15 protein-coding genes are annotated in these 21659 nt (G+C 69.7%); 11 read left to right on the top strand and 4 right to left on the bottom strand.

Features of this window, described 5'->3' with window-relative positions:
• Positions 1 to 123: 123 nt before the first annotated feature.
• The 9 genes from ACIBSV_RS04200 (at position 124) to ACIBSV_RS04160 (ending at position 13115) form a co-directional block, all read left to right on the top strand.
• Positions 124 to 2514 carry an FAD-dependent monooxygenase gene (locus ACIBSV_RS04200; protein WP_395859402.1) on the top strand — a complete coding sequence of 797 codons (2391 nt, stop codon included), beginning with the start codon at positions 124 to 126 and terminating at the stop codon, positions 2512 to 2514.
• Positions 2515 to 2535: 21 nt separating this feature from the next.
• Positions 2536 to 3585: a carbon-nitrogen hydrolase family protein gene (locus ACIBSV_RS04195; protein ID WP_395859401.1), complete on the top strand. Its 1050-nt coding sequence runs from the start codon at positions 2536 to 2538 to the stop codon at positions 3583 to 3585.
• On the top strand, positions 3582 to 4691 hold the full coding sequence (locus tag ACIBSV_RS04190; RefSeq protein WP_395859400.1) for a cupin domain-containing protein: 1110 nt from the start codon (positions 3582 to 3584) through the stop codon (positions 4689 to 4691). Before ACIBSV_RS04195 ends, ACIBSV_RS04190 begins: the two co-directional genes overlap by 4 nt.
• A 122-nt stretch (positions 4692 to 4813) precedes the next feature.
• Entirely contained in the window at positions 4814 to 5719 is a 906-nt protein-coding gene (locus tag ACIBSV_RS04185; protein WP_395859399.1) for a fumarylacetoacetate hydrolase family protein, read from the top strand.
• A 62-nt stretch (positions 5720 to 5781) separates the two neighbouring features.
• Entirely contained in the window at positions 5782 to 6585 is an 804-nt protein-coding gene (locus ACIBSV_RS04180) for an Asp/Glu racemase (RefSeq protein WP_395859398.1), read from the top strand.
• On the top strand, positions 6582 to 8123 hold the full coding sequence (locus ACIBSV_RS04175) for a carboxylesterase/lipase family protein (RefSeq protein WP_395859397.1): 1542 nt from the start codon (positions 6582 to 6584) through the stop codon (positions 8121 to 8123). The genes ACIBSV_RS04180 and ACIBSV_RS04175 overlap by 4 nt, the downstream gene beginning before the upstream one ends.
• Positions 8124 to 8324: 201 nt before the next feature.
• Positions 8325 to 9830 (top strand): hybrid sensor histidine kinase/response regulator transcription factor, encoded by a 1506-nt coding sequence (locus ACIBSV_RS04170; RefSeq protein WP_395859396.1) that lies wholly within the window; start codon positions 8325 to 8327, stop codon positions 9828 to 9830.
• A 118-nt stretch (positions 9831 to 9948) separates the two neighbouring features.
• Entirely contained in the window at positions 9949 to 11280 is a 1332-nt protein-coding gene (locus tag ACIBSV_RS04165) for a serine hydrolase domain-containing protein (protein WP_395859394.1), read from the top strand.
• A 284-nt stretch (positions 11281 to 11564) separates the two neighbouring features.
• Positions 11565 to 13115 carry an MFS transporter gene (locus ACIBSV_RS04160; protein ID WP_395859393.1) on the top strand — a complete coding sequence of 517 codons (1551 nt, stop codon included), beginning with the start codon at positions 11565 to 11567 and terminating at the stop codon, positions 13113 to 13115.
• A 172-nt stretch (positions 13116 to 13287) separates the two neighbouring features.
• Here the strand turns inward: ACIBSV_RS04160 and ACIBSV_RS04155 are convergent, their stop codons facing one another.
• From ACIBSV_RS04155 to ACIBSV_RS04140, 4 genes are all read right to left on the bottom strand, one after another.
• Positions 13288 to 13935 carry a hypothetical protein gene (locus ACIBSV_RS04155; RefSeq protein ID WP_395859392.1) on the bottom strand — a complete coding sequence of 216 codons (648 nt, stop codon included), beginning with the start codon at positions 13933 to 13935 and terminating at the stop codon, positions 13288 to 13290.
• 16 nt (positions 13936 to 13951) lie between these two features.
• Positions 13952 to 15613 (bottom strand): DEAD/DEAH box helicase family protein, encoded by a 1662-nt coding sequence (locus ACIBSV_RS04150; protein ID WP_395859391.1) that lies wholly within the window; start codon positions 15611 to 15613, stop codon positions 13952 to 13954.
• Positions 15614 to 15623: 10 nt separating this feature from the next.
• On the bottom strand, positions 15624 to 17951 hold the full coding sequence (locus ACIBSV_RS04145) for an ATP-binding protein (protein ID WP_395859390.1): 2328 nt from the start codon (positions 17949 to 17951) through the stop codon (positions 15624 to 15626).
• A 367-nt stretch (positions 17952 to 18318) separates the two neighbouring features.
• On the bottom strand, positions 18319 to 19167 hold the full coding sequence (locus ACIBSV_RS04140; RefSeq protein WP_395859389.1) for a GIY-YIG nuclease family protein: 849 nt from the start codon (positions 19165 to 19167) through the stop codon (positions 18319 to 18321).
• A 291-nt stretch (positions 19168 to 19458) separates the two neighbouring features.
• Here ACIBSV_RS04140 and ACIBSV_RS04135 point away from each other — a divergent pair, with 291 nt between their 5' ends.
• Complete coding sequence (locus ACIBSV_RS04135; protein WP_395859388.1) at positions 19459 to 20838, top strand: DNA cytosine methyltransferase; 1380 nt, start codon at positions 19459 to 19461, stop codon at positions 20836 to 20838.
• A gap of 61 nt (positions 20839 to 20899) precedes the next feature.
• Positions 20900 to 21592, top strand: coding sequence for a very short patch repair endonuclease (locus tag ACIBSV_RS04130; RefSeq protein WP_395859387.1), 693 nt, complete (start codon positions 20900 to 20902; stop codon positions 21590 to 21592).
• The last annotated feature ends 67 nt before the right edge of the window (positions 21593 to 21659 follow it).

Here is a 21659-nt window from a genome sequence, read left to right as displayed (position 1 = left end):
CGCGCCGGTGCGAGGGCTCGAAGGCACCCGCGAGCCCTCGACCCGTGCCGGATATCGCGCCCTGTTGACGACCGTGGAATTTATTACATACGCTCGGGTAGGCCGGGAACATTGGAGGACGCTGTGCGCATCGCAGTCATCGGTGGCGGGCCGGGCGGGTTGTACTTCGCCGCCCTCGCCAAGCAGCTCTCGCCGGCCGCGGAGATCACCCTGTGGGAGCGCAACGCACCGGACGACGTGTTCGGCTTCGGCGTGGTCTTCTCCGACGAGACGCTGGACGGCATCGCGCAGGCCGACCCGGAGATCTTCGCCGCGATGTCCGCGGGCTTCGCTCGCTGGACCGACATCGACATCCGCTACGGCGGTCGCACCCTGACCTCCGGCGGGCACGGATTCGCCGCGCTGGGCCGGGAGCGACTGCTGCGCATCCTCCAGGAACGCTGCGCCGCGCTCGGCGTGGACCTGCGCTACCGCACCGAGGCACCCGACGTGGACGAACTGGCGCGCACCCACGACCTGGTGGTCGCCTCGGACGGCGTGCGCTCCGCGGTGCGCGAACGCTACGCCGACACCTTCCGGCCCGATCTCGACGAGCGCGGCTGCCGGTACATGTGGCTGGGCACCGACAAGGTCTTCGACGCGTTCACCTTCATCGTCGACAAGTTCGACTTCGGCGTGGTGCAGGTGCACGCGTATCCGTTCGACGACCGACGCAGCACCTTCATCGTCGAACTCACCGAGGACGCCTGGCGGCGCGGCGGGTTCGCCGAGTTCGCCGGCCGCGACCTGCCGCGCGGGGCCAGCGACGACGCGGGCATCGCGCGGTGCGAGGCACTGCTGGCCGAACACCTGGACGGCCACCGGCTGATCCCGAACAACTCGCGCTGGATCAGGTTCAGCACCGTGCGCAACGCCTCGTGGCACCACGAGAACGTGGTCCTGCTCGGCGACGCCGCGCACACCGCGCACTTCTCCATCGGCTCGGGCACCAAGCTGGCGATGGAGGACGCGCTCGCGCTGGCCGCGTGCCTGAACGAGCACGCCGGTATCCCGGCCGCGCTGACCGCCTACGAGGCCGAGCGTAAGCCGGTGGTCGGCTCCACCCAGCGCGCCGCGCAGGCCAGCCTGGAATGGTTCGAGAACATCGACCGCGCGGTCGGCCAGGCGCCCGAGCAGTTCGCCTTCAACCTGCTCACCCGCAGCCGCCGGGTCACCCACGCCAACCTGCTCGAACGCGACCCCGAGTTCGTCGCCCGGGTGGATGCCGCGTTCACCGCCGGGCGGCCGGACCGGGTGGACGCCGCGCCGATGTTCCAGCCCTTCCGGCTCGGGTCGGTCCGGCTGCGCAACCGCGTGTTGGTGCCGCCGATGGCCACCTACGCGGCCCGCGACGGCATCCCGGGACCGTTCGAGGCCGCCCACCTGGGCGCGCTCGCGCTCGGCGGCGCGAGCCTGGTCTTCGCGGGTATGACGGCCGTACTGCCCAACGGCCGGGCCACCGAGGCATGTCCGGGTCTGTGGTCGGACGCGCACGAGGCCGCGTGGCGCGAGGTGGTCACCCGGGTCAAGGAACAGTCCCCGGACGGACCGCTGTTGGGCATCCAGCTCAGCCACGCCGGACGCCGCGCGGCGACCACCGTGCCGGACGCCGACGGTCGGAGCGTGCCGCTGGGCCCGAACGGCTGGCCGACGGTGGCCGCGTCGGCGATCCCATGGGACACCGCGAACGACTTCCGGCCGCGCGAGGCGGACCGCGCGGACCTGGACGCGATCACCGCCGCGTTCGCCGCCGCCGCCGCGCGGGCCGACCGGGCGGGCTTCGACGCGCTGGAACTCCAGTACGGTCACGGCCACCTGATGTCCGGCTTCCTGTCCCCGCTGACCAACCTGCGCGAGGACGAATACGGCGGCTCGCTCGCCGGCCGGCTGCGCTTCCCGATAGAGGTGCTGTCCGCGGTGCGGGCGGTGTGGCCGACGAACAAGCCGCTGGTGGTGCGCATCTCGGCGAGCGACTGGGCCCGGGGCGGCACCACCGAGGACGACGCGGTACGCATCGCCCGGGCACTGGCGGCGGCCGGCGCGGACGGGATCGACGTGTCCTCGGGCGAGGTGGTCGCGCACGAGCGGCCCGCCTACGGGCGCGGCTACCAGACCCCGTTCGCCGATCTGATCCGCAACGCGACCGGCGTGCCGACCATCGCGGTCGGTGCGATCTCCACCTACGACGACGTCAACTCGATCCTGCTCGCGGGTCGCGCCGACCTGTGCGCGGTCGGCCGCGCCCACCTGTACGACCCGATGTGGACGCTGCACGCCGCCGCCGAGCAGGGCTACACCGGACCCGGCGCGCCCTGGCCGAGCGCGTGGCGCCCCGGCAGCCGCAAGCCGCCCGGCGCGGGCAGCGACCGGGTGCCACCGAGACTGCACCTACTGCGCGAGAGCGTCGAAGCGGTGCCGCGCCGCTGGCGGCCCGAGCCCGACCCGAGCCTGGTGGCCGTACCCGGCCGGCGCTGACCCGGACACGAGGAGCCCGACATGGACAGTCCCACCCCGCCGATCGTGCTGACCGGTGAACAACGCGACAACCCGCCCCGGTTCAAGGCCGCCGCCGTGCAGGCCTCGCCGGTCTACCTGGACGCGGCCGCCACGGTGGCCAAGGCGGTCGCGCTGATCCGCGAAGCCGCCGCCAACGGCGCCGCTTTGATCGTCTTCCCCGAGGTGTTCGTGCCGGGGTACCCGTACTGGAACTGGACGATGAACCCGGTCCAGGGCTCTCCCTGGTTCGAACGCCTGTACCGCTCCTCGGTGGACGTGCCCGGCCCGCACGTGGAGGCACTGCGCGCCGCCGCCCGGGCGGCCGGCGCGGTGGTGGTGATCGGCGTCAACGAGCGCGGCCCGCACAGCATGGGCGTGCTCTACAACACGATGCTGACCATCGACGCGGACGGCGAACTGATCGGGGTGCACCGCAAGCTGGTGCCCACCTGGGCGGAGAAGCTGACCTGGACCGGCGGCGACGGCAGCTCGCTGCGCGTACACCCGACCGGGATCGGCCCGCTCGGCGTGCTCGCGTGCGGCGAGAACACCAACACGCTGGCCCGCTTCACCCTGCTCGCGCAGGGCGAACTCGTGCACGCCGCGAGCTACATCGCCCTGCCGGTGGCACCGGCCGACTACGACATGGCGGACGCCATCGCGGTGCGCACCGCCGCGCACAGCTTCGAGGGCAAGGTCTTCTCGGTGGTCGCGTGCTCGACCATCTCGCCGGAGATCGTGGACGCCATCGCCGGCGACGACGACGAGGTACGCAAGCAGCTCGGCCGCGAACGCAGCGCGCTCTCCGGGATCTTCGGCCCCGACGGCCGCCCGGTGACCGAACCGCTGATCGACGACGAGGGCATCGTCTACGCCGACATCGATCTCGCCAAGTGCATCCAGCCCAAGCAGATGCACGACATCGTCGGCCACTACAACCGCTTCGACATCTTCCGACTCAACGTCGACAACCGGCCCAGATCGCCGATCACCTTCACCCACGACAGTGCCCCCACGCCCCTCGCACCTGCCCCCGAGGAGGAGAAATGACCACCCAGGACGACAACATGCTCGGCCGGGCCCGAGTCACCGATACCCCGGAACTGAGCGCCTACTACGCCGAGTTGGCCGACCGCGAGGCCGGTGCGCTGTGGACCGTGGCGAACGAGATCGAGCCGTGGTACCCACAGCCCAAGTCGGTGCCCACACTGTGGCGCTACGCCGAACTGCGCCCCCTGGTACGCAAGGCGCTCGACCTGGTCAAGGCGGACGACGCGGGCCGCCGGGTGGTGATGCTGGTCAACCCCGGGCGCCGGGACGTCAGCGCCGCGGCCGGCCTGCTGTACACGGGCCTGCAGATCATGGGCCCGGGCGAGTCGATGACCGCCCACCGACACCAGGCCGCCGCGCTGCGCTTCGTCCTGGAGGGCAGCGGCGCGTGGACCATCGTGGACGGCGAGAAACTCAAGGTCGGCGCCCGCGACTTCGCGATCACCCCGAACGGCACCTGGCACGAGCACGGCAACGAGTCCGACGACGCACCGGTGATCTGGCAGGACGGCCTGGACATCCCGCTGGTCAACGCGCTGGACGCGGGCTTCTACGAGGTGCACCCCGACGTGTACCAGGTGCCCGGCAAGGTGGTGAACTCCTCGGTCCTGACCTTCGGCGGCAACCTGGTGCCGTACGGCACCGAGCGGTGGACCCGGCCCTACTCGCCGCTGCTGGCCTGGCCGTGGGAGCCCACCTACCAGGCGCTGTTGGACCTGGCGAAGGCGAGCGAGGGATCGCCGTACGACGGCGTGATCATGGAGTACACCAACCCCGCCACCGGCGGCTCGGTGATGCCGACGATGAGCGCGCACATCCAACTCCTGCGCGCGGGACAGGCGACGAAGGCGCACCGGCACACCGGTTCGGTCGTGTACACCGCGGCCAAGGGCCACGGCGTCTCGATCGTGGGCGGGCAGCGCTTCGAGTGGCACGAGGGCGACGTCTTCGCGGTCCCGGCCTGGGCCTGGCACGAACACGCCAACCTCGACCCGTCCGAGGACGCGGTGTTGTTCTCCTTCAACGACTTCCCGGTGATGCGCTCGCTCGGCTTCCACCGCGAAGAGGCGTACGTCGACAACGACGGACACCAGCCGACCCCCTGATCACCGGGGCGGCCGATCAGGCCGCGTGCCCACCGATCGCAGGCCCCGCGATTCCCAACCCCCACGACGATCCGGGCGGCGCGACCGTGCCGCCCGGACGCAAGGACAGTGAGGACACTCCCATGCGCCTGGTCACCTACACCGTCGACGGCACGACGCCCCGCCTGGGCGCCGAGGACGGCGCGCACGTGATCGACCTCGTCGCGCTCGCCGCCGCCGCGGACACCGAACTGCCCGGCGATCTGCTGTCGTTCATCCGCGCGGGCGCCGAGGCGTTCGACGCCGCGCGCGACCTGCTCGGCGGCGACCCGGCCGACCGGCCCGCCGCCGCCGTGCACGCGAGCGCCGACGTGCGGCTGCTCGCGCCGCTGCGGCCCGGGAAGATCATCGGCATCGGGCTCAACTACGTCGAGCACGTGGCCGAGTCCAACCGCACTCTGGACACCGCGAGGGAACTCCCGGATCGCCCGGTGCTGTTCGGTAAGCCCGCGACCGCGGTCACCGGCCCCGGCGCGCCGATTTTGCACAACGGCGACCTCACGCAGCAGCTCGACTGGGAGTGCGAACTCGCCGTCGTGATCGGGCGGACCGCGTACAAGGTGAGCGAGGCCGACGCGTGGGACCACGTGTTCGGGTACAGCATCATGAACGACATCAGCGCCCGCGACCAGCGCCGGTCCGGACAGTGGTTCTTCTCCAAGGGCCAGGACTCCTACGCGCCGTTCGGCCCCGCGGTGGTCACCGCCGACGACATCCCGGACGCGCAGGCGCTGGACCTGTCGCTGCGGGTCAACGGCGACGTCAAGCAGAAGTCCAACACCCGGCACATGCTCTTCGGCATCCCGCGCCTGATCGCCGACATCTCCTCCGGAATGACCCTGGAGCCGGGCGACGTGATCTCCACGGGATCGCCGTCCGGCGTCGGCGCGGCCCAGGTCCCGCCGCAGTACCTGCGCCCCGGCGACGTGGTGGAGGCCACCGTGGAGCGGATCGGCACGCTGTCCAACCCGGTGATCGACGCCCGCTGACCCGCGGCTCGACCCCACCCCACACTCTCGGCTCGCAGTCGGCATCCAGCAGGAGGACCTCCGTGCGTCAACACCCCTACCGCATCGGCCAGATCGTGCCGAGCTCGAACGTCACGATGGAAACCGAGGTGCCCGCGATCCTGCGGGCGCGCGAAGCGGTCGCCCCGGAGCGCTTCACGTTCCACTCCAGTCGGATGCGGATGACACACGTCACGCCCGAGCAACTCAAGGCGATGGACGCCGACTCCGACCGCTGCGCCGTCGAACTCTCCGACGCGCGGGTGGACGTGCTCGGCTACGCGTGCCTGGTGGCGATCATGAGCATGGGCCTGGGCTACCACCGGGTCTCCGAGGAGCGCCTGCACACCCGGACCGTCGAGAACGGCGCGCCCGCGCCGGTGGTCACCAGCGCGGGCGCGCTCGTGCACGGGCTGCACACGATCGGCGCGCGCAAGGTCGCCCTGGTCGCGCCGTACATGCTGCCGCTGACCCGCACCGTGGTGGACTACCTGGGACACGAGGGCATCGAGGTGCTCGACTTCGAGGCGCTGGAGATCCCGGACAACCTCGACGTGGCCGCGCACGACCCGCTGCGCCTGCCGGGCATCGCGGAGCGGCTCGCCCACGCGGACGCGGACGCGGTGGTGTTGTCCGCGTGCGTGCAGATGCCCTCGCTGGCCGCGATCGAGGAGGCCGAGCAACGACTGGGCAAGCCGGTCGTCTCCGCCGCGGTGTGCACCGTGCACCAGATGTTGCGCGCCCTCGACCTGCCCGCCTTCGCGCCGGGGGCCGGACACCTGCTGACCGGGAAGTTCGCCGAGGCGCCCCTGGGCGCCGCCTCCGCCGACGCGGGCTCGGCGACGTGAGCGCCCCGGGCCCGGACGACGCGCCGCTGGTACGGCTGCCTGTCGGCACGCTGCGCGGGCGGGCCGAGAACGGGCTCGCGGTCTTTCGCGGCATTCCGTACGCGGCGCCGCCGGTCGGCGAACTGCGCTGGCGGCCGGCCCGACCGCATCCGGGCTGGGCGGGGGTCCGGGACGCGGGCGAGTACGGACCCAGTGCCCCGCAGGTCGGGCTGGTCGACCCGGTCCTCGGCGGCCACGGCGCGCCGCCGTTCGACGAGGACTGCCTCACGCTGAACGTCTGGACACCGGGCCCGGACGACGCCCGCCGCCCGGTCCTGGTCTGGATCCACGGCGGCGGCTTCGTCAGCGGCTCCGGCACGCTGCCGATCTACGCGGGGGACACCTTCGCGCGCGACGGCGACCTGGTCGTGGTGAGCGTCTCCTACCGGATCGGCGCGCTCGGCTACCTCTACCTCGGGGCCGAGGACGACGCGGACGCCGGGAACTTCTGGCTGACCGACCAACTCGCCGCGCTGCGCTGGGTCCGGGAGCACATCGCGGCCTTCGGCGGCGACCCGGACGACATCACCGTCGCGGGCCAGTCGGGCGGCGCCTTCTCCACGGCGGCGCTGGCCGTACATCCGCAGGGCCGCGGCCTGTTCCACCGGGCGATCCTGCAGAGCCCGCCGCTGGGTGTGCGCACGCCCGACCGCGAGGAGGCGCTGCGGACCACGGCCGCGCTGCTGGAGGTGGCCGGCGTCCCCGACGTCGCGGGATTGCGCGCGCTGCCGTGGGAGGCGTTGGTCGAGGCCACCGTCGGCATGTTCGGGGTACAGGCCCGGTGGGGCCGATGGCCGGTGCCGTTCCTGCCCATGGTCGACGGTTCGACGCTGACCCGGCACCCGTTGGCGGCGCTCCTGGCCGGGGAGAATCCGGACCTGGACATCCTGCTCGGCTGGACCGCCGACGAGGCCGGCTTCGCGTTCGGGGCCAACGAGATGTACGCGCGGGCCACGTTCGAGCAGGTCCGGGCACGTTTCGACGAGGCGTTCGGCGCGCGGGGCGGGGAGGCGTACGAGATCTTCGCCGCCGAGCGTCCGGGGGCAACCGCGCTCGAACTGCTGACCGATCTGGTCTCCGAGGAGCTGTTCCGGCTGCCGGGCACGGCCCTCGCGGAAGGTCTGGCCGCACAGGAACGGCCGGTGTGGCTCTACCAGTTCGACTACGCGACGCCCGCCTACGGGGGCCGGCTGGGCGCCGCGCACTGCCTGGAGTTGCCGTTCACGTTCCGCAACGCGGACCGGTGGGCACACGCACCGTTCCTGGCCGGGGTCGAGCCGAAGACCCTGGACGGGCTGGGCGCGGCGATGCACGACGCGTGGATCGCGTTCGTCCGCACCGGCGACCCCAACCACGCCGGACTGCCCGCGTGGGAGCGGTACACGACACCGACCCGGGCGGCGATGCGCTTCGCGGCGGCCTGCGAGCCGGGGACCGACCCGGTCGGCGCGGCCAAGCGCGGGTTGTACGGGGCCGGCGGGGCCGACGGGAGGGGCTGAGCGCGGGTGGCGGGCCGGTGTCGGCCGGCCCGAGGGGGTGGGGAGCGGGGGTTTCGAGGGGCCGCCGGATGGTTCGCGAGCGCGGCCGGGACGTCGAGGGCCGGGTGGTTCGCACGGTTCGCGCGTTTCGGCCGAATGATCGTCGCGGTGGAATACTGGCCGCCGCTCCGCATGGAGGCTCCCCATGGAAGGAGGCCCTGGATGGGCTTCGGCCCCAAGTCCATGGCCACGCTCGGCAAGGCGATCACCGGCCGTGACCTGACCGCCACGGACACCCCCGCGGGGTTCGGGTCGGCCCCCGCGCGCCGGATCCTCCCGGCGCGTACCCGGTCGGACCTCCTGGTCGCGCTCGTGGCGATGGCCGTCGACCTGCTCGGCTACGTGGTCACCGTCCGCGGCGACGGCGCCGGGGAGGCCGCGACCTGCGTCGCGTTCCTGGTCGCCTCGGCGCTGTGCCTGGTGGCGCGCCGGCGCGCCCCGTTCCCGGTGCTGCTCGCGGTTCTCGTGCTCCAGGTGGGGTTGAACCTGTCGACCGACATCGGGCAGCGGTTCGGCATCTCGTTGGCGGTCGCGCTGTACACCGTCGGCCTGGCCTGCCGGCCCCGGACGATCGCGGTGGCCGCGGCGCTGACCATGGCCGCCCAGACCTCCGGCTACCGCAACGCCGACGAGTCGTTCTTCTGGGTGTTCAGCGGCGACCTGGTCGCGACCGCGCTCGTGCTGGGGGCGAGCGCGGCGGTGCGGCACTGGCAGGGACAGGTCGAGGTCAACCGGGTCCTGCTCGCCGAGCGCGCGCTGACCGAGGAGCGCCGGCGGATCGCCCGGGAACTGCACGACATCGTGGCGCACCACATCACCACCATGCATCTGATGTCCGGCGGCGCCCGGGCCAGTCTGGAACGCGACCTGGACGGCGCGCGCGGCGCGCTGCTCACCCTGGAGGCGTCCGGCCGGGTCGCGCTGGACGAGATGCGGCAGTTGCTCGGCGTGCTGCGCAGCGACAAGGACCCGGAGAGCGCGCCGTCGAGCCCGCAGCCCGGCGTCGACGACCTCGACCGGCTGATCGCCGAATCCTGCCTGGCCGGCCTGCCGACCGAGCTCCAGGTGCTCGGCACGCGCCGCGAACTGCCGCTGCCGGTCGGCCTCGCGCTGTACCGGATCACCCAGGAGGCGCTCACCAACGCGCGCAAGCACGCCGGCAGCGCGGCCATGGCTCGGGTGCTGCTGGAATACCTGCCGGACGCGGTCGCCATCGAGATCCGCGACGACGGCGGCGGCGACAAGGCCGGCGGTGGTTACGCGACGACCGGCGGTGGTCACGGGCTGCTCGGCATGCGCGAGCGGGTGGCGGTGCACGGCGGGTCGTTCCGGGCCGAGCACGTCGCGGGCGGCGGGTTCCTGGTCGCGGCGAGCATCCCGGTGACGCCTGCGACGGGGCCGGCCGACGAGCCCACGACGCCGTCGACGCCCCCGGTTCCCGACGCCCTCGCTGGACTCACCCCGGCCGAGATCGAGGTGCTGCGCCTGGTCGCGGCGGGCAGGGACAGCGGCGAGATCGCCGAGGCCATGCGGGTCGAGGACGCCACCGTGGAGCGCTACGAGAGGGACCTGCTGGGCAAGCTCGACCTGCGCGATCGTGCCCAGGCCGTGGTGGTGGCGTACGAATCCGGCCTGGTCCGGGTCGGCCACACCGGCCTGCCGCGCTGACCGGTTGTGCGTTCGCACCAAGGGTTGCCCTCGGGTTCGTCGTCACGGCCATGAGCGGGAGCGCTTCGTCCGCGTAGCGTGCCGGTACGCCGCCGAGCCCACTCGCGAAAGAGGTCCCATGGCCGCAACCGTCGACTCCGCCCACTGGAATGCCCGTCTCGCCGAGCTGATCACCCGATACGACGTACCGGGCGCGAGCCTGGCGTTCGCGCACGAGGGTGAGGTACACACCTTCGTCGCCGGGGTGCTGAACAAGGACACCGGTACTCCGGTCTCGACCGACTCGCTGTTCCAGATCGGCTCGGTGAGCAAGGTGTGGACGGCGACCCAGCTGATGCTGTTGGTCGAGCAGGGCCGGCTCACCCTGGACACGCCGGTCGTCGACCTGCTGCCCGAGTTCAAGGTCGCCGACGCGCAGGTGACCAAGACGGTGACGGTGCGGCACCTGCTGACGCACACCTCCGGTATCGACGGTGACCTGTTCCTGGACTCCGGGCGCGGCGACGACTGTCTGGAGAAGTACGTCGCGGCCTGCGCCGAGCTGACCCAGAACCACCCGATCGGCGAGTCGTTCTCGTATTGCAACTCCGGCTTCGTGATCGCGGGACGGATCATCGAGCGGCTCACCGGCAAGACCTGGGACGCGGCGCTGCGCGAGCAGATCTGTGAGCCGCTGGGTCTGACGCACACCTGGACGCTGCCGGAGGACGTGCTGCGCTTCGGTGCGGCGACGGGGCACGTCGAGGACGGCAGCCCCACCTCGGTATGGGGCCTGACCCGGGCCATGGGCCCGGCCGGCCTGATCTGCGCGCGAGCGAGCGACGTGGTCGCGTTCGGCCTGGCCCACCTGGGCACCGAACTGCTGGCCGCGCCGGGCGCGATGACCGAGCCGCAGGTGCGCCTGCCCAACCCGTACACGATCGCTCCGGAGTGGGGGATCGGCTGGATCCTCGACGAGTGGTCCGGGCATCGGGTGATCATGCACGCGGGCAACACCATCGGCCAGTCCGCGATGCTCTGGGTCCTGCCCGACACCGGCACGGTGGTCTGCCTGCTGGCCAACGGCGGTGAGACGTCCGCGCTGCAACGCACCCTGGGCGCCGAGCTGTTCGCCGTGCTCGCGGACGTCGAGATGCCGGAGCTGCTCGGCCCGCCCGACACACCGGTGGACGTGGACGTCGCGCGCCACGCGGGGACGTACGAGCGGGTGGGCTGCCTCGCCACGGTGAGTGTCCAGGACGACGCCAAGCTGCACCTGAACATCCGGATCACCGGTGCGCTGGCCGACATCTCGCCGGAGATGGACTGGGATCTGATACCCGTCGACGAGACCACGTTCGTGGGCCGCCGCGAGGGCAGCCCGCTGTGGGACAACGTGGTCTTCTACGAACTCGCCGACGGCTCGCCGTACATACACATGGGCGTACGCGCCACCCCGAAGACCGCCTGACCCGCCGCCGGGCCGCCTTGGGGAGCACGGCCCGGTGAGCCCGGATCCGACCCGCACCATCCCGCGTGTGCCAGGCGCCCCGGGTGGTGCCGGTTCGGGTCCGGGCTTACGGTCGAACGAGTGAGCGCACCCCGTCCGGTCGGGCGCACCATTGCCGGATCGTCGGGGCCGTCGACGCACACCGGATCGTCGGGACCGCCGAACCGCACCGGATCGGTCGGAGACCGTCGATTCCCGCCGGACGGCGCCGCGTGGCGCGGCCCTCGGCAACCGCGGGACCCACCATGGCGAATCCTCACGCGACACCCTCGCAGACCGCCGCCGCACCGAAACGACGCGGCGGCAATGGCGCCGCGCTCGCGGTGATCGCCTCGTGTCAGCTCATGGTGGTGCTGGACATCACCATCGTGAACATCGCGCTGCCGCACATCCAGCGCTCGCTGGAGTTCTCCACCACCAGCCTGTCCTGGGTGCTCAACGCGTACACGCTCACCTTCGGCGGTCTGCTGCTGCTCGGCGGGCGTGCGGGCGACATCCTGGGCCGCAGGCGGGTGTTCATCTTCGGCGTGCTGCTGTTCGTGGTCGCCTCGCTACTGGGTGGACTCGCGCAGACCGCGCCGCAACTGCTCGCCGCCCGGGCGCTGCAGGGCGTCGGCGGCGCCATCGCCTCCCCGACCGCCCTCGCCCTGATCACCACGACCTTTCCCGAAGGCCCGGCCCGCAACCGGGCCTTCGGCGTCTTCGCGGCGGTCTCCGCGGGCGGCGGCGCGATCGGGCTGCTGGCCGGCGGCATCCTGGTCGAATGGCTGGACTGGCGGTGGGTGTTCTTCGTCAACGTGCCCATCGGTGTGCTCATCGCACTGGCCACCCCGCGCTACATCAGGGAGTCCGAGCGACATCCCGGCCACTTCGACGTGCTCGGCGCGCTCACCTCGACCCTGGGCATCGGCTCGCTCGTGTACGGCTTCATCCGGGCGGCCCAGGAGGGCTGGCGGGACGGCCTGACCCTCGCCGCGTTCGCGGCGGCCGTCGTGCTGCTGGCGATCTTCCTCTCCATCGAGCGCAGATCCAGGCAGCCGATCACCCCCCTGGCGATGTTCGCGGACCGTAACCGGTCGGGCACCTACGGCATCATGTTGTGCCTGGCGGCGGCGATCTTCGGGATGTTCTTCTTCCTGACCCTGTTCGTCCAGGACGTCCTGGGCTTCAGTCCGATCGAGGCCGGTCTGGCCTTCCTCCCGATCAGCGCGGTGATCGCGGTCGGCGCAGGCTTCGCGTCGCAACTGCTGCCGCGCTACGGACCCAAACCCTTCATGGTCGTCGGTGCCCTCCTGGCGGCGGCCGGTCTCGCCTGGCTGACCCGTACCGACGTGCACAGCACCTACGTCGGCAGCATCCTGGGCCCGACGCTGGTCTTCGGCCTCGGCATGGGCATGCAATTCGTCTCGCTGACCCTGATGGCCGTCTCCGGCGTCGCCTCCAAGGAAACCGGCGCAGCCTCGGGCCTGCTCAACGCCACCCAACAGGTGGGCGGTTCGCTCGGCCTGTCCATCCTGGTCACCGTCTTCGGCACCGCCAACCGCAACGAGGCCAAGGACCAGGTCCCGGCCTTCCTCGCCCAGGCCACCCCGGCCGAACGCGCCGCCTTCGAGCGCACCGGCGACCTGCCCGCGCCCTGGAGCCACCAGGTGCTGACCACGGGCATCTCCGCCGCCTTCGTGACGGCCGCGATCTTCGCGGTGATCGCCGCCGTGATCGCGATGTTCGTCATCCAGGTCCGCGCCTCGGACCTCGAACGCCTACGCGGCGACGGCCCCCCGGGGCCGGGAGGCTGACCGGGCGTCGGATCGGCGCGACCGGTTACGACCAAGTCAACTCCGCACAGGGACCTTCCAGCTTCCCGGCGTCGCACGCCCCACGCCGTAAATGCGATGTACCCGCATCCGCACCCGCATCGACAACCCGACTTGCTGCATCCCTAGGCGTGTGCCATGCCTTCAGCAGAACTCAGTCGACCCCCGCGCCAGAGCGTGATTCGACTACGAGGTTCCCAAAGCCCACGTAGTCGGGGTTCGGGATCATCGTGCGGTGGAGGTGCTTCAAGTCGACGCCGCAGTGCGCGGCGAGCCGGAGCTGAAGCTGGTGGTCGACGGAGGCGATGTTCTCCCCGTCGCGGGTCGTGATGACTATCGCCGGCCGCTCCGGTCCGCGGATGGCCTGGTTCAGAGCGGCCCAGATGAGGTCACGGAAGGTGCCAGTGCGGCCCCAGCAGACGTAGCGGGAGGAGTTGCCATCCGTGGCGTAGCAGTGGTTCGGCTTCTCGCCTGTCGAATCGGATTTCAAGCCCCATTGGGTGCCGAACGCCGCTTGAACGATCTCCTCGGCTCCCCGGAACCGATTCACCGCATAGCGGACGTAGTTCCCGATGCCTTCCTGGGCTCGGGCGTACTCCTTCATGGGCACGTCCTTGATCCAGACCCTCGCGTCCTTCTCCGGCCCGTAGGAGAGCAGCACGCCGCCCACCTTTCGGTCTTCAATCCACCTGCGGTACTGGTCGGTCTTCTCGCCATTGCTCAGGAACTCCCAGTCCAGATCGTTGGCTTGCTGGTAGATCTCGATGAGGAGACGCTCGCGGATGGACGCGGGCAGCTGCATGGGCGGCACGGCGTTATTACTCCTGTGGAGGGAGGGCGGCGGGGAACTGGAGGCGGTGCTCGTCGTACGCGGTCTCGAGGCTGGCCGCGTCTCTGATCCACTCATTCATGAGGGTGGCCACTCGCTGGTCGCTGAAGTCGATCGTCGACGGGGTGACCTCTGGAAGGGTCTCGATCTCCCCGTCTCCGTCCAGAGCCCGCTTGAGCCTGAGAGCGGCAGCGACGCGGCGGAGGTCGCTGACGAAGTCCAGGACGGTAACCCGCTCCTTGCCTTCACGTAGTCGCAGACCTCGGCCGAGCTGCTGGACGAAAATCCGGCGAGAGTGGGTGACCCGGGCGAAACAGAGTATGTTCACGTCGGGCGCATCGACGCCTTCGTTGAGAATGTCCACTGAGGTCAGGATGGGCACCTCCCCGGAGCGGAAGGCGAGGAGACGGTTTTGCCGCTCCCGCCTGGCGAGGTGGGCATGGATGGCGAGGGCTCCAGACCAGAGCGGGGTGCGCCGCAGCATGTCGGCGAGGCGCTCGGCGTGCTCGATAGTGCGGCAGAAGACGATGGCCCGGGGATTGGCTGTGCTCGCCCACGTGATGGCCAGCTCGTCGCGGATGGCCTCGTCCCGCTGCGGTAGGAAGAGCTTCGCGTTGAGTTCGGCCAAGCCGTAGGAGTGGTCGCTCGCCTCGCGGACGATGTCCCAGTCGATGTCGTCGACGAACAGGCGGTAGTCCACCTGGGCGAGGTAGCCGCGCCGCATCCCCTCCTCGATGCCCAGACTGAAACTGGGGGCACCGAGCTGATGGGTGATGTCGTGCTTGTCGCCACGCCACGGGGTCGCGGTGACGCCCAAGTGGCGGGACTCACCGAGCATTTCGAGCAGGTCGTCGTACTGGCCCTCTTCTCCGAGATGGTGGGCTTCGTCGATCATGACGAACTCCGGGCGGTACCCGAAACGGGCGGCGGACAGCGCCGAGCCCACCGTTGCGCAGGTCAGGCCGGAAAGGTCATCGGGGCGAGTGTCCCCGGTGAGGAGGCGCGTTGGTACGTCCTTGGGGAGGTGCCGCCACAGCGCGCGCTCGAGCTGCTGGACGAGGTCTTTAGCGTGGGCGACGACGAGCACACGGTCCCGGGGGTTGCGGCGCAGGTGTTCGGCGATGACTTCGCCACCGACGACGGTCTTCCCTAGCCCGGTGGCCAGGACGAGCAGCGCACGTCCGGTGGCGTCGAGATCCGCAGTGAGCGCCCGTAGCGCCTCGGCCTGATAGGGCCGGGGCGTGACCTGTCCGAATCGGGGGGCAACCCTGCCGAAGCCCGTCGACAGATCCGTTCCGCCCCACAGGAGGATGGCGGGCCCGAGACGTGCCAGGTCGACCACCCGCCGTCGGGCGTCCGGGCTGAAGCGGGAGTTGGTGACGACGACCGCGTGGTGGGCACGATAGCGGTCCCGTGCCCGGGCGACCTCGTCCACGGCGTCGGCCCCGACGGCGCCGTGCCGTTTCCACTTGCACTGGACCACCCAGACGTCATCCCCACGGCGGGCTAGGATGTCGCCGCCTTCGTCGCCGGAGCCGTCGATGTTGGCCACATCGGTCATGCCCAGGTGCCACAGGAGGCGTTCGATTCGGCGGGGAAACTGCGACGGGCCCGCGTCCAGAAGCGGGGCCGCGTCCAGGAATCCCGGCATCTCGCCTCCCCTACGTACTTTCGGCCAGGTCGCGCGCGATCAGGCGACAGCTGATTCGGATCCGGGCCAGCTCCTCCATGTCGAGGCGTGGGCGGTGCTGCTCCAGCAGCGCGAGATCACCCAGCGGACTGAGCAGCCTCTCCACGACGAGGGCTCGGGCGCCAGGGTCGCTCAGGGCGATGTACTCGCGCTTGAAGACCTGACCGTCCAGGTAAGCGCCCGGACAGTCCTGGATGATACGGATCACCGCGCTGGCCGGAACGTAGCGGATGAACTCCCCGCTGGTGCGTGCGTCGTTCCAGGAAGACCTGCCTCCGGACTCGACCGCGAACCGGCGCTCTGAGGCCGCGCGCTCGTCCTGGCTGAGCAGCAGCCAGGGGACGGCTGGATTCGCCGAAACCGGCACCACCATGGCCGCGCGGACCTGCTCCAACAACCGCTCCGACTCCTCCGCCATCGCGGCCGGGGTCAGCCGAGGGCTGGAGGCTCGCGCTTTGAGCTGGGCGACGATCTCCGTCAAGGGCACCGAGACGCTGTTCGCGCGCACACGCATGAACTCCGCGACCTCGACCAGTGCCAAGTCACGCATGTCGGTTCCGAATTCGCGGAAGAGTAGATGGCCCGTGTCGATGAACACCTCCAAGCGCGGAGCCCGTACCATCGAGACGATCACCGGGGCGTGGCGCCCGTCGCCGGTAACGAGACCTTGGCCCCGGACCGCCCAGGCCATCAGATCGACGCGGCCCAGGTCTTCGAGAAGGTACGGGCCTGCCAGGTCCACGACGGGATCGGCATTGTCCCGGTAGCGCTGGAGTCGCTCGTCCATGGTTTCGACGGGTGCGGCGTCTCCGTCGGCCGCCGCACGCCCCTCTGTCGCCCCGCCGCCCGGCGCGCCGGTCTCGCTGCCGGGGTCGAGAAGTCCCGCTCCGAGCCCGGGGAGAATCTCATCATTCTCCGGCTGTGCCTCGACCATGACTGGGTTGTCGTGCTGGAACGCGGCGCGATACCAAGCCTCATCGCTCAGGTACTCGTCGTCCCCCGTCCGCATCAGGGCTGCCCACTGCGCGGCTTTCTCGTGGAGAGCGTTGCGCCCGTCTCCGGGGATCAGGTAGTTGAGGCCGGGGTCTTGGCGACGGAACCCCGCGTAGAGCAGGGCCAGCGGGCTGCGGTTCTCAGGCAAGCCGAGGTCCTTGGCGATCTTCGGGCGCAGGGGGCTGGTCCCGCGTACCACGCGCAGGACCTGCCGCCATTCGGCCGTCTCGAACTCGAAGGCGGCCTTCTGGTAGTTGGGCGCGACGTGGTCGCAGTGGATCTCACCGACGATCCGGCCCATTTGGGTCTTGGAGTCGATGGGGTACTCCAGTTCCAGCTCGGCGAGGCCGTCCTCGTCCTGCCAGAAGAAGACCCGCTTGTCCTTGAGTAGGATCTTTCGCCCGTTGCGCAGGAAGTCCAGGCCGTAGTCGGTCCGGTGGACGTAGCGCTGGATACCGATCCAGCCCCAGATCCTCCGCTCCCGCGGTTCGAGGCGGTCCCCTCCGCACTCCTCGCACTTCTCGGCGTCGACGGAGCTCCAATAGCCGCATCCCGCGCAGGATTTCTTGGCGCTCAGCGCGTGCTCGATCTTCTGCACCGCGTGGATCTCGACCCCCTGGCGGGTGACCGTACGCTTCTCGTCCCATACACACGGCAGGCGCGGCTTGACCTTTCTGCCGTTGAGCGTGAGCAGAAAGCCCTTCTCCGCCAACAGGTAGCTGTAGACGTCCCCGAGCTTCTCACGGATCACGTTCTGGGTCTGCGGGCGGCGCAGCGTCGCGTACTGCTCCTGTTTGAGCTCGCTGATCGTGACCGTGGTGCCGTGCTCGTCGGGGTTTTCCTTCGGCACCGCGCGGTACGGAGCCTGGTACCTGGAGGAGTTGGCGATCTCCAGCAGGTCGAGTGTCACCTCGATCCAGGCGGGATCCCCGGCCCGGCTGGTGCGCACGGTGGTACGCCGACCGAGCCGGGCCGTGCTGATGTTGAAGCCCATACCGAACAGGCCGAGAGAGCCGTGCCGGCCGTTGTTCGTCCAGCCCGCGCTGATCGCGTTGGTCACGGCCTCCAGGCTCATGCCGCGTCCGTTATCCCTCACAACGATCTCCGCCGTTGCGCGCCGCGAGTTCGCGGCGGGCAACGAGATCGAGACCGAAGGCCGTTCTACCGTCTCGCCCGCGGCCTGGAACTCGTCAAAAGAGTTGTCGGTGAGCTCGGCCAGACATTGCCAGTGCGAGAACTCGATGTCACCGAGGACGCCCAGGATGCGCGGGTGCGGCATGACATTGATGTACTGATCGTCCGTCATGCCAGACGCCTGTCCTCGTCCTGATCCCACGCCGGGCGGACAGACTCAGGTCGTCGCCCAACAACCGTGCGGTGTCCGTGATCTGGCCTGCTCAGGCGGCCACGAGGATCTTCCATCACCATGCCACCAACAGTAGTGGGCGGCATGGTGCTGGCAGCACGGAGATCTCCAGATCTCTTCCGTCCCCAGCGCTTGCGGCGCCACTCTCGCAGCCGATCTCACGGAGGCTGAGCACGCCCGACCTCATGGCCGAAAGCCCGCTGATGCACGTCGCGGTGTCTGAGGGGCCAAAGCCTCCTCGGGCGCCAGAGTGTTGGCCGACGCCGCAGTGAGCACACTGCGGTCGTCGTCGCCAGGGTTGCGGACTTCACTCTTCGTCTTCCGCGTCGTCTTCGCCGGGATTGCTCGTTTCCGGTGTCTGATCGACGACCTTGCCGAAGCGGTAATAGCGCCGTGCGCTGGGATAGGTCAAGGGACTGTCGTCATACATGATCACCCAACCAAGCAAAGCGCAGATCTGCCACTTCTCGGATAGATGCCCTGAGATGAGGCAGAAAACCTCGTCAACGGTCATATCGGCATCAGGGATGGTGATCACCTGCTTGCCGAGGGCCTTTGCGCGCTTGAAGCGGAAGTTGAACGGTATACCGCGTTTGATATCCGCGAGCGCCAGGTGCAGAGGCTGAGTGCCCGGCTTCAGCCCCTGTACTTTGCGTGACAGGTCGATAGGGAACTCAAGGTCGAAGTGATTGCTCTTGACCTTCGTGCGGTCCCGATTGCGCCCAGGATCATTGTTGCCGAATCCGCGGTTGTTCCAGACGATTCTTCCGGTTTCAAGATGCCTCTTGATCAACATTTTTTCCGGGGAGACGGTGGATAGGTCTTCCTCGACGAACAGGCACCGGAATGACATCTCGTCGACGGAGATCCCTTGACGTCCGGACAGCTTGTAGAGGTGCTGCCCAAGTCGCTCGGGCAGAGGCTCGTCGGCTTTTCCGACGTACGTGAGCTCGCGCTTCATGTCGGGCCCCTGACGAAAGAGCTGATACACCCCGGACAGCCTGGGTAGCCCGAGCTGCTCGGCCTGTGGCGCGAGGGCGGCAAGGTTCTCCTTCGTCAGCGGCGCGGGCTCCAGCCCCTCCAAGGCGTCGTACAACTGTGTGCTTAACGCCTTGGTGATGCTGAGTCGGAACTGGTTGCTGAACTGGCTTGTCATGTGGGCTCCGTCGTCGATTGGCGCGGGTGATCCTCTGGTTCCGAGAATCGCTGCCACTCGTTCGAACTCGATCTCACCAAGTGTCAGCTGAGCGCTGGCAGCAGCCGAGCTGACGCTCCGATCGAACTTGGGAGGATGCCTACCCGTCTTGCTACCGTGGGCGCTCGTCATTCTGCGGCCGTCCGGTTCCCCGTCAGTGGCGTCGCTGTCTGCGACACAGACGCTACTCGATCACTCGGAAGCCTGTGTGTCCGGTCGAGTCACATCAACACTCCGCGGTATGCTTTGCGCATGTCTGATCAGCGAAATCACCGCCCCAAGGTCGGCACCTGTGTCGAGTTGTTCGCTGGCGGCGGCGGGCTCGCGCAGGCCGTCCACAACGCGGGCTTCCGGCCGCTCCTGGTAAACGAGTTCCACAAGCGCGCGTGCGAGACCCTCGTCGAGAACCACGCGGTACGTGTCGACCTGGACGATCTCCGGAATATGGTGCCGTCTGTTGACGACGAGTGGTGGCCGCTTTACGAGGGCAACGTCGCGGACCTCAAGTTCGACTATCTCCGCGAACTGGGGCATGAGGTCGATATCCTGGCGGGCGGCCCACCATGCCAGCCGTTCAGCCTGGGCGGTGTCCACAAGGGCCACGAGGACGAGCGGAACATGTTCCCGCAGATGTTCCGTGCCATGGCCCAACTGCGCCCGAAGGCCGTCATTTGCGAGAACGTGCGCGGGCTGACACGAGGATCGTTCGCCCCCTACTTCAAGTACATCCTCAACGCGATGCGGGCCCCGTGGGTGGTCCGTGAGGAGGACACGACCTGGGAGCAGCACAACAAGGAAATTCTTGAGGCCATCGCGGAGGAGCCGACCGACTCGGACCGGCTGTACGTCGTCGAAGACGACCCCGAGGTGGTGAACGCGGCCGACTACGGCGTACCGCAGATCCGTCATCGGGTGATCATCGTGGCGTTCCGCGCCGACCTCGGAATCAACTGGGATAAGTACAAGCCCATTGGCGAATATTCGGAGACGGCGCTCATCAATTCGATCGTCGGCGGCGAGTACTGGAAGCGGCACCCCGATGTCCCCCAAGAGGTACGGGACCGTGTCACGGCGTCACTTCCCCAGGACCTTGCGCCTGATGGCCGGGAACCGTGGCGGACGCTGCGCGACGCGCTCGCGGGCATTTATCTGGACGAAAATGGCAAGCCTGAACGACGGCTGCCGCCGGTCCCGGTGGAGCACCTCAAGTCGAAGCGGCACGTCGACGACGACCCCGCCACCGACCCGCTGCATTTCGGCTGGCCGGGCGCGCGGAAGTATCCCGGACACACGCCGAACGTGCTCGATCGACCCGCCAAGACGGTCAAGGCCGGCGTCCACGGTGTGCCGGGAGGCGAGTCGGTCATCGAACTGGACGACTCGACGTACGACGGCACCGGCTACCGGTACATGACCGTCCGTGAGGCCGCACGGGTGATGTCGTTCCCCGACAGGTGGAAGCTCGAAGGCCCGCGTGGCGAGCAGATGCGCCAACTTGGCAACGCGGTGCCGGTCAAACTCGGCGAGGTATTCGCGAACAGGGTCGCGGAGGCACTCGCGGCAGCCAAACCCCACCCGGAGGGGCAGCCGGAGGAGGAAGCGAAGGAGTGTCGTGCCCGCGACAACGGCTGACCGGTCGGGCCGCTGGAAGGACAAGCCTCCGCCGGACCGAGCTTGGCGGGCGCAAGGCCGGATGAACCGTCAGACCCGGTCGGCCGAGCAGGACCGCGCCGCTGGCGGCGTCCAGCTACGCGCCGTCGACCTCGGTGACGGCAATTTCGCCCGGGCGTCGATCGCACTGAAGGTGTACCCGAAGACGCGACGCATCCGCGCCTATTTGCGCTGGTCGGACCAGGGACGAACTCATACGCGCTACGTCGGTGAGGTCGACCAGCCGACCCGCGCGGCGAATCTCACGCAGGCGTGGCGGATGGCCCGCGCGGACCAGCTGGTCGCCGAAGAACCGGCCCCCGAGGGCTCTTGGGCGTCCTCGCCGGCGGTCCGCCGGTCGATGACCGGGAACCGGGGCCGCGACACCAAGCCGGAGTTGCGGCTGCGATCGGCCCTGCACCAGCGGGGTCTGCGCTACCGGGTGTCGGTGCGTCCGGAGGAACGACTGCGGCGCACCGCCGACTTGGTATTCGTGAGGTCCCGGGTCGCGGTGTTCGTCGACGGCTGCTACTGGCACGGGTGCCCCGAGCACCATCGGCCGTCCTCGAAGAACACCGCGTTCTGGCGGCAGAAGATCGACGGCAACCGCACCCGTGACGCGGAGACCAACGCCGCGCTGGAGGCGGCCGGATGGACCGTGGTGCGAGTGTGGGAACACGAGGAGGTGGAGGAGGCCGCGCGACGGATCGCCGGGATTGTTCGTTCCAAGGCATGACCGGGCATCGCAGACCGGCACCCCCGCTGATGCCGGCGGGGCCTTTCACTGGCAAGCTGACCGCACT

The organism is Embleya sp. NPDC050154 (genome assembly GCF_044460165.1).
Classification (GTDB): Bacteria; Actinomycetota; Actinomycetes; order Streptomycetales; family Streptomycetaceae; genus Embleya.
The sequence above is the reverse complement of the archived record's forward strand: the minus strand, read 5'-3'. Positions and strand labels throughout refer to the sequence as shown.

Coding starts and splice junctions, on each gene's coding strand:
- ACIBSV_RS04135 (WP_395859388.1), top strand. CDS start 19,459: ATGTCTGATCAGCGAAATCACCGCCCCAAGGTCGGCACCTGTGTCGAG.
- ACIBSV_RS04165 (WP_395859394.1), top strand. CDS start 9,949: ATGGCCGCAACCGTCGACTCCGCCCACTGGAATGCCCGTCTCGCCGAG.
- ACIBSV_RS04195 (WP_395859401.1), top strand. CDS start 2,536: ATGGACAGTCCCACCCCGCCGATCGTGCTGACCGGTGAACAACGCGAC.
- ACIBSV_RS04155 (WP_395859392.1), bottom strand. CDS start 13,935: ATGCAGCTGCCCGCGTCCATCCGCGAGCGTCTCCTCATCGAGATCTAC.
- ACIBSV_RS04185 (WP_395859399.1), top strand. CDS start 4,814: ATGCGCCTGGTCACCTACACCGTCGACGGCACGACGCCCCGCCTGGGC.
- ACIBSV_RS04130 (WP_395859387.1), top strand. CDS start 20,900: ATGAACCGTCAGACCCGGTCGGCCGAGCAGGACCGCGCCGCTGGCGGC.
- ACIBSV_RS04170 (WP_395859396.1), top strand. CDS start 8,325: ATGGGCTTCGGCCCCAAGTCCATGGCCACGCTCGGCAAGGCGATCACC.
- ACIBSV_RS04190 (WP_395859400.1), top strand. CDS start 3,582: ATGACCACCCAGGACGACAACATGCTCGGCCGGGCCCGAGTCACCGAT.
- ACIBSV_RS04140 (WP_395859389.1), bottom strand. CDS start 19,167: ATGACAAGCCAGTTCAGCAACCAGTTCCGACTCAGCATCACCAAGGCG.
- ACIBSV_RS04150 (WP_395859391.1), bottom strand. CDS start 15,613: ATGCCGGGATTCCTGGACGCGGCCCCGCTTCTGGACGCGGGCCCGTCG.
- ACIBSV_RS04145 (WP_395859390.1), bottom strand. CDS start 17,951: ATGACGGACGATCAGTACATCAATGTCATGCCGCACCCGCGCATCCTG.
- ACIBSV_RS04160 (WP_395859393.1), top strand. CDS start 11,565: ATGGCGAATCCTCACGCGACACCCTCGCAGACCGCCGCCGCACCGAAA.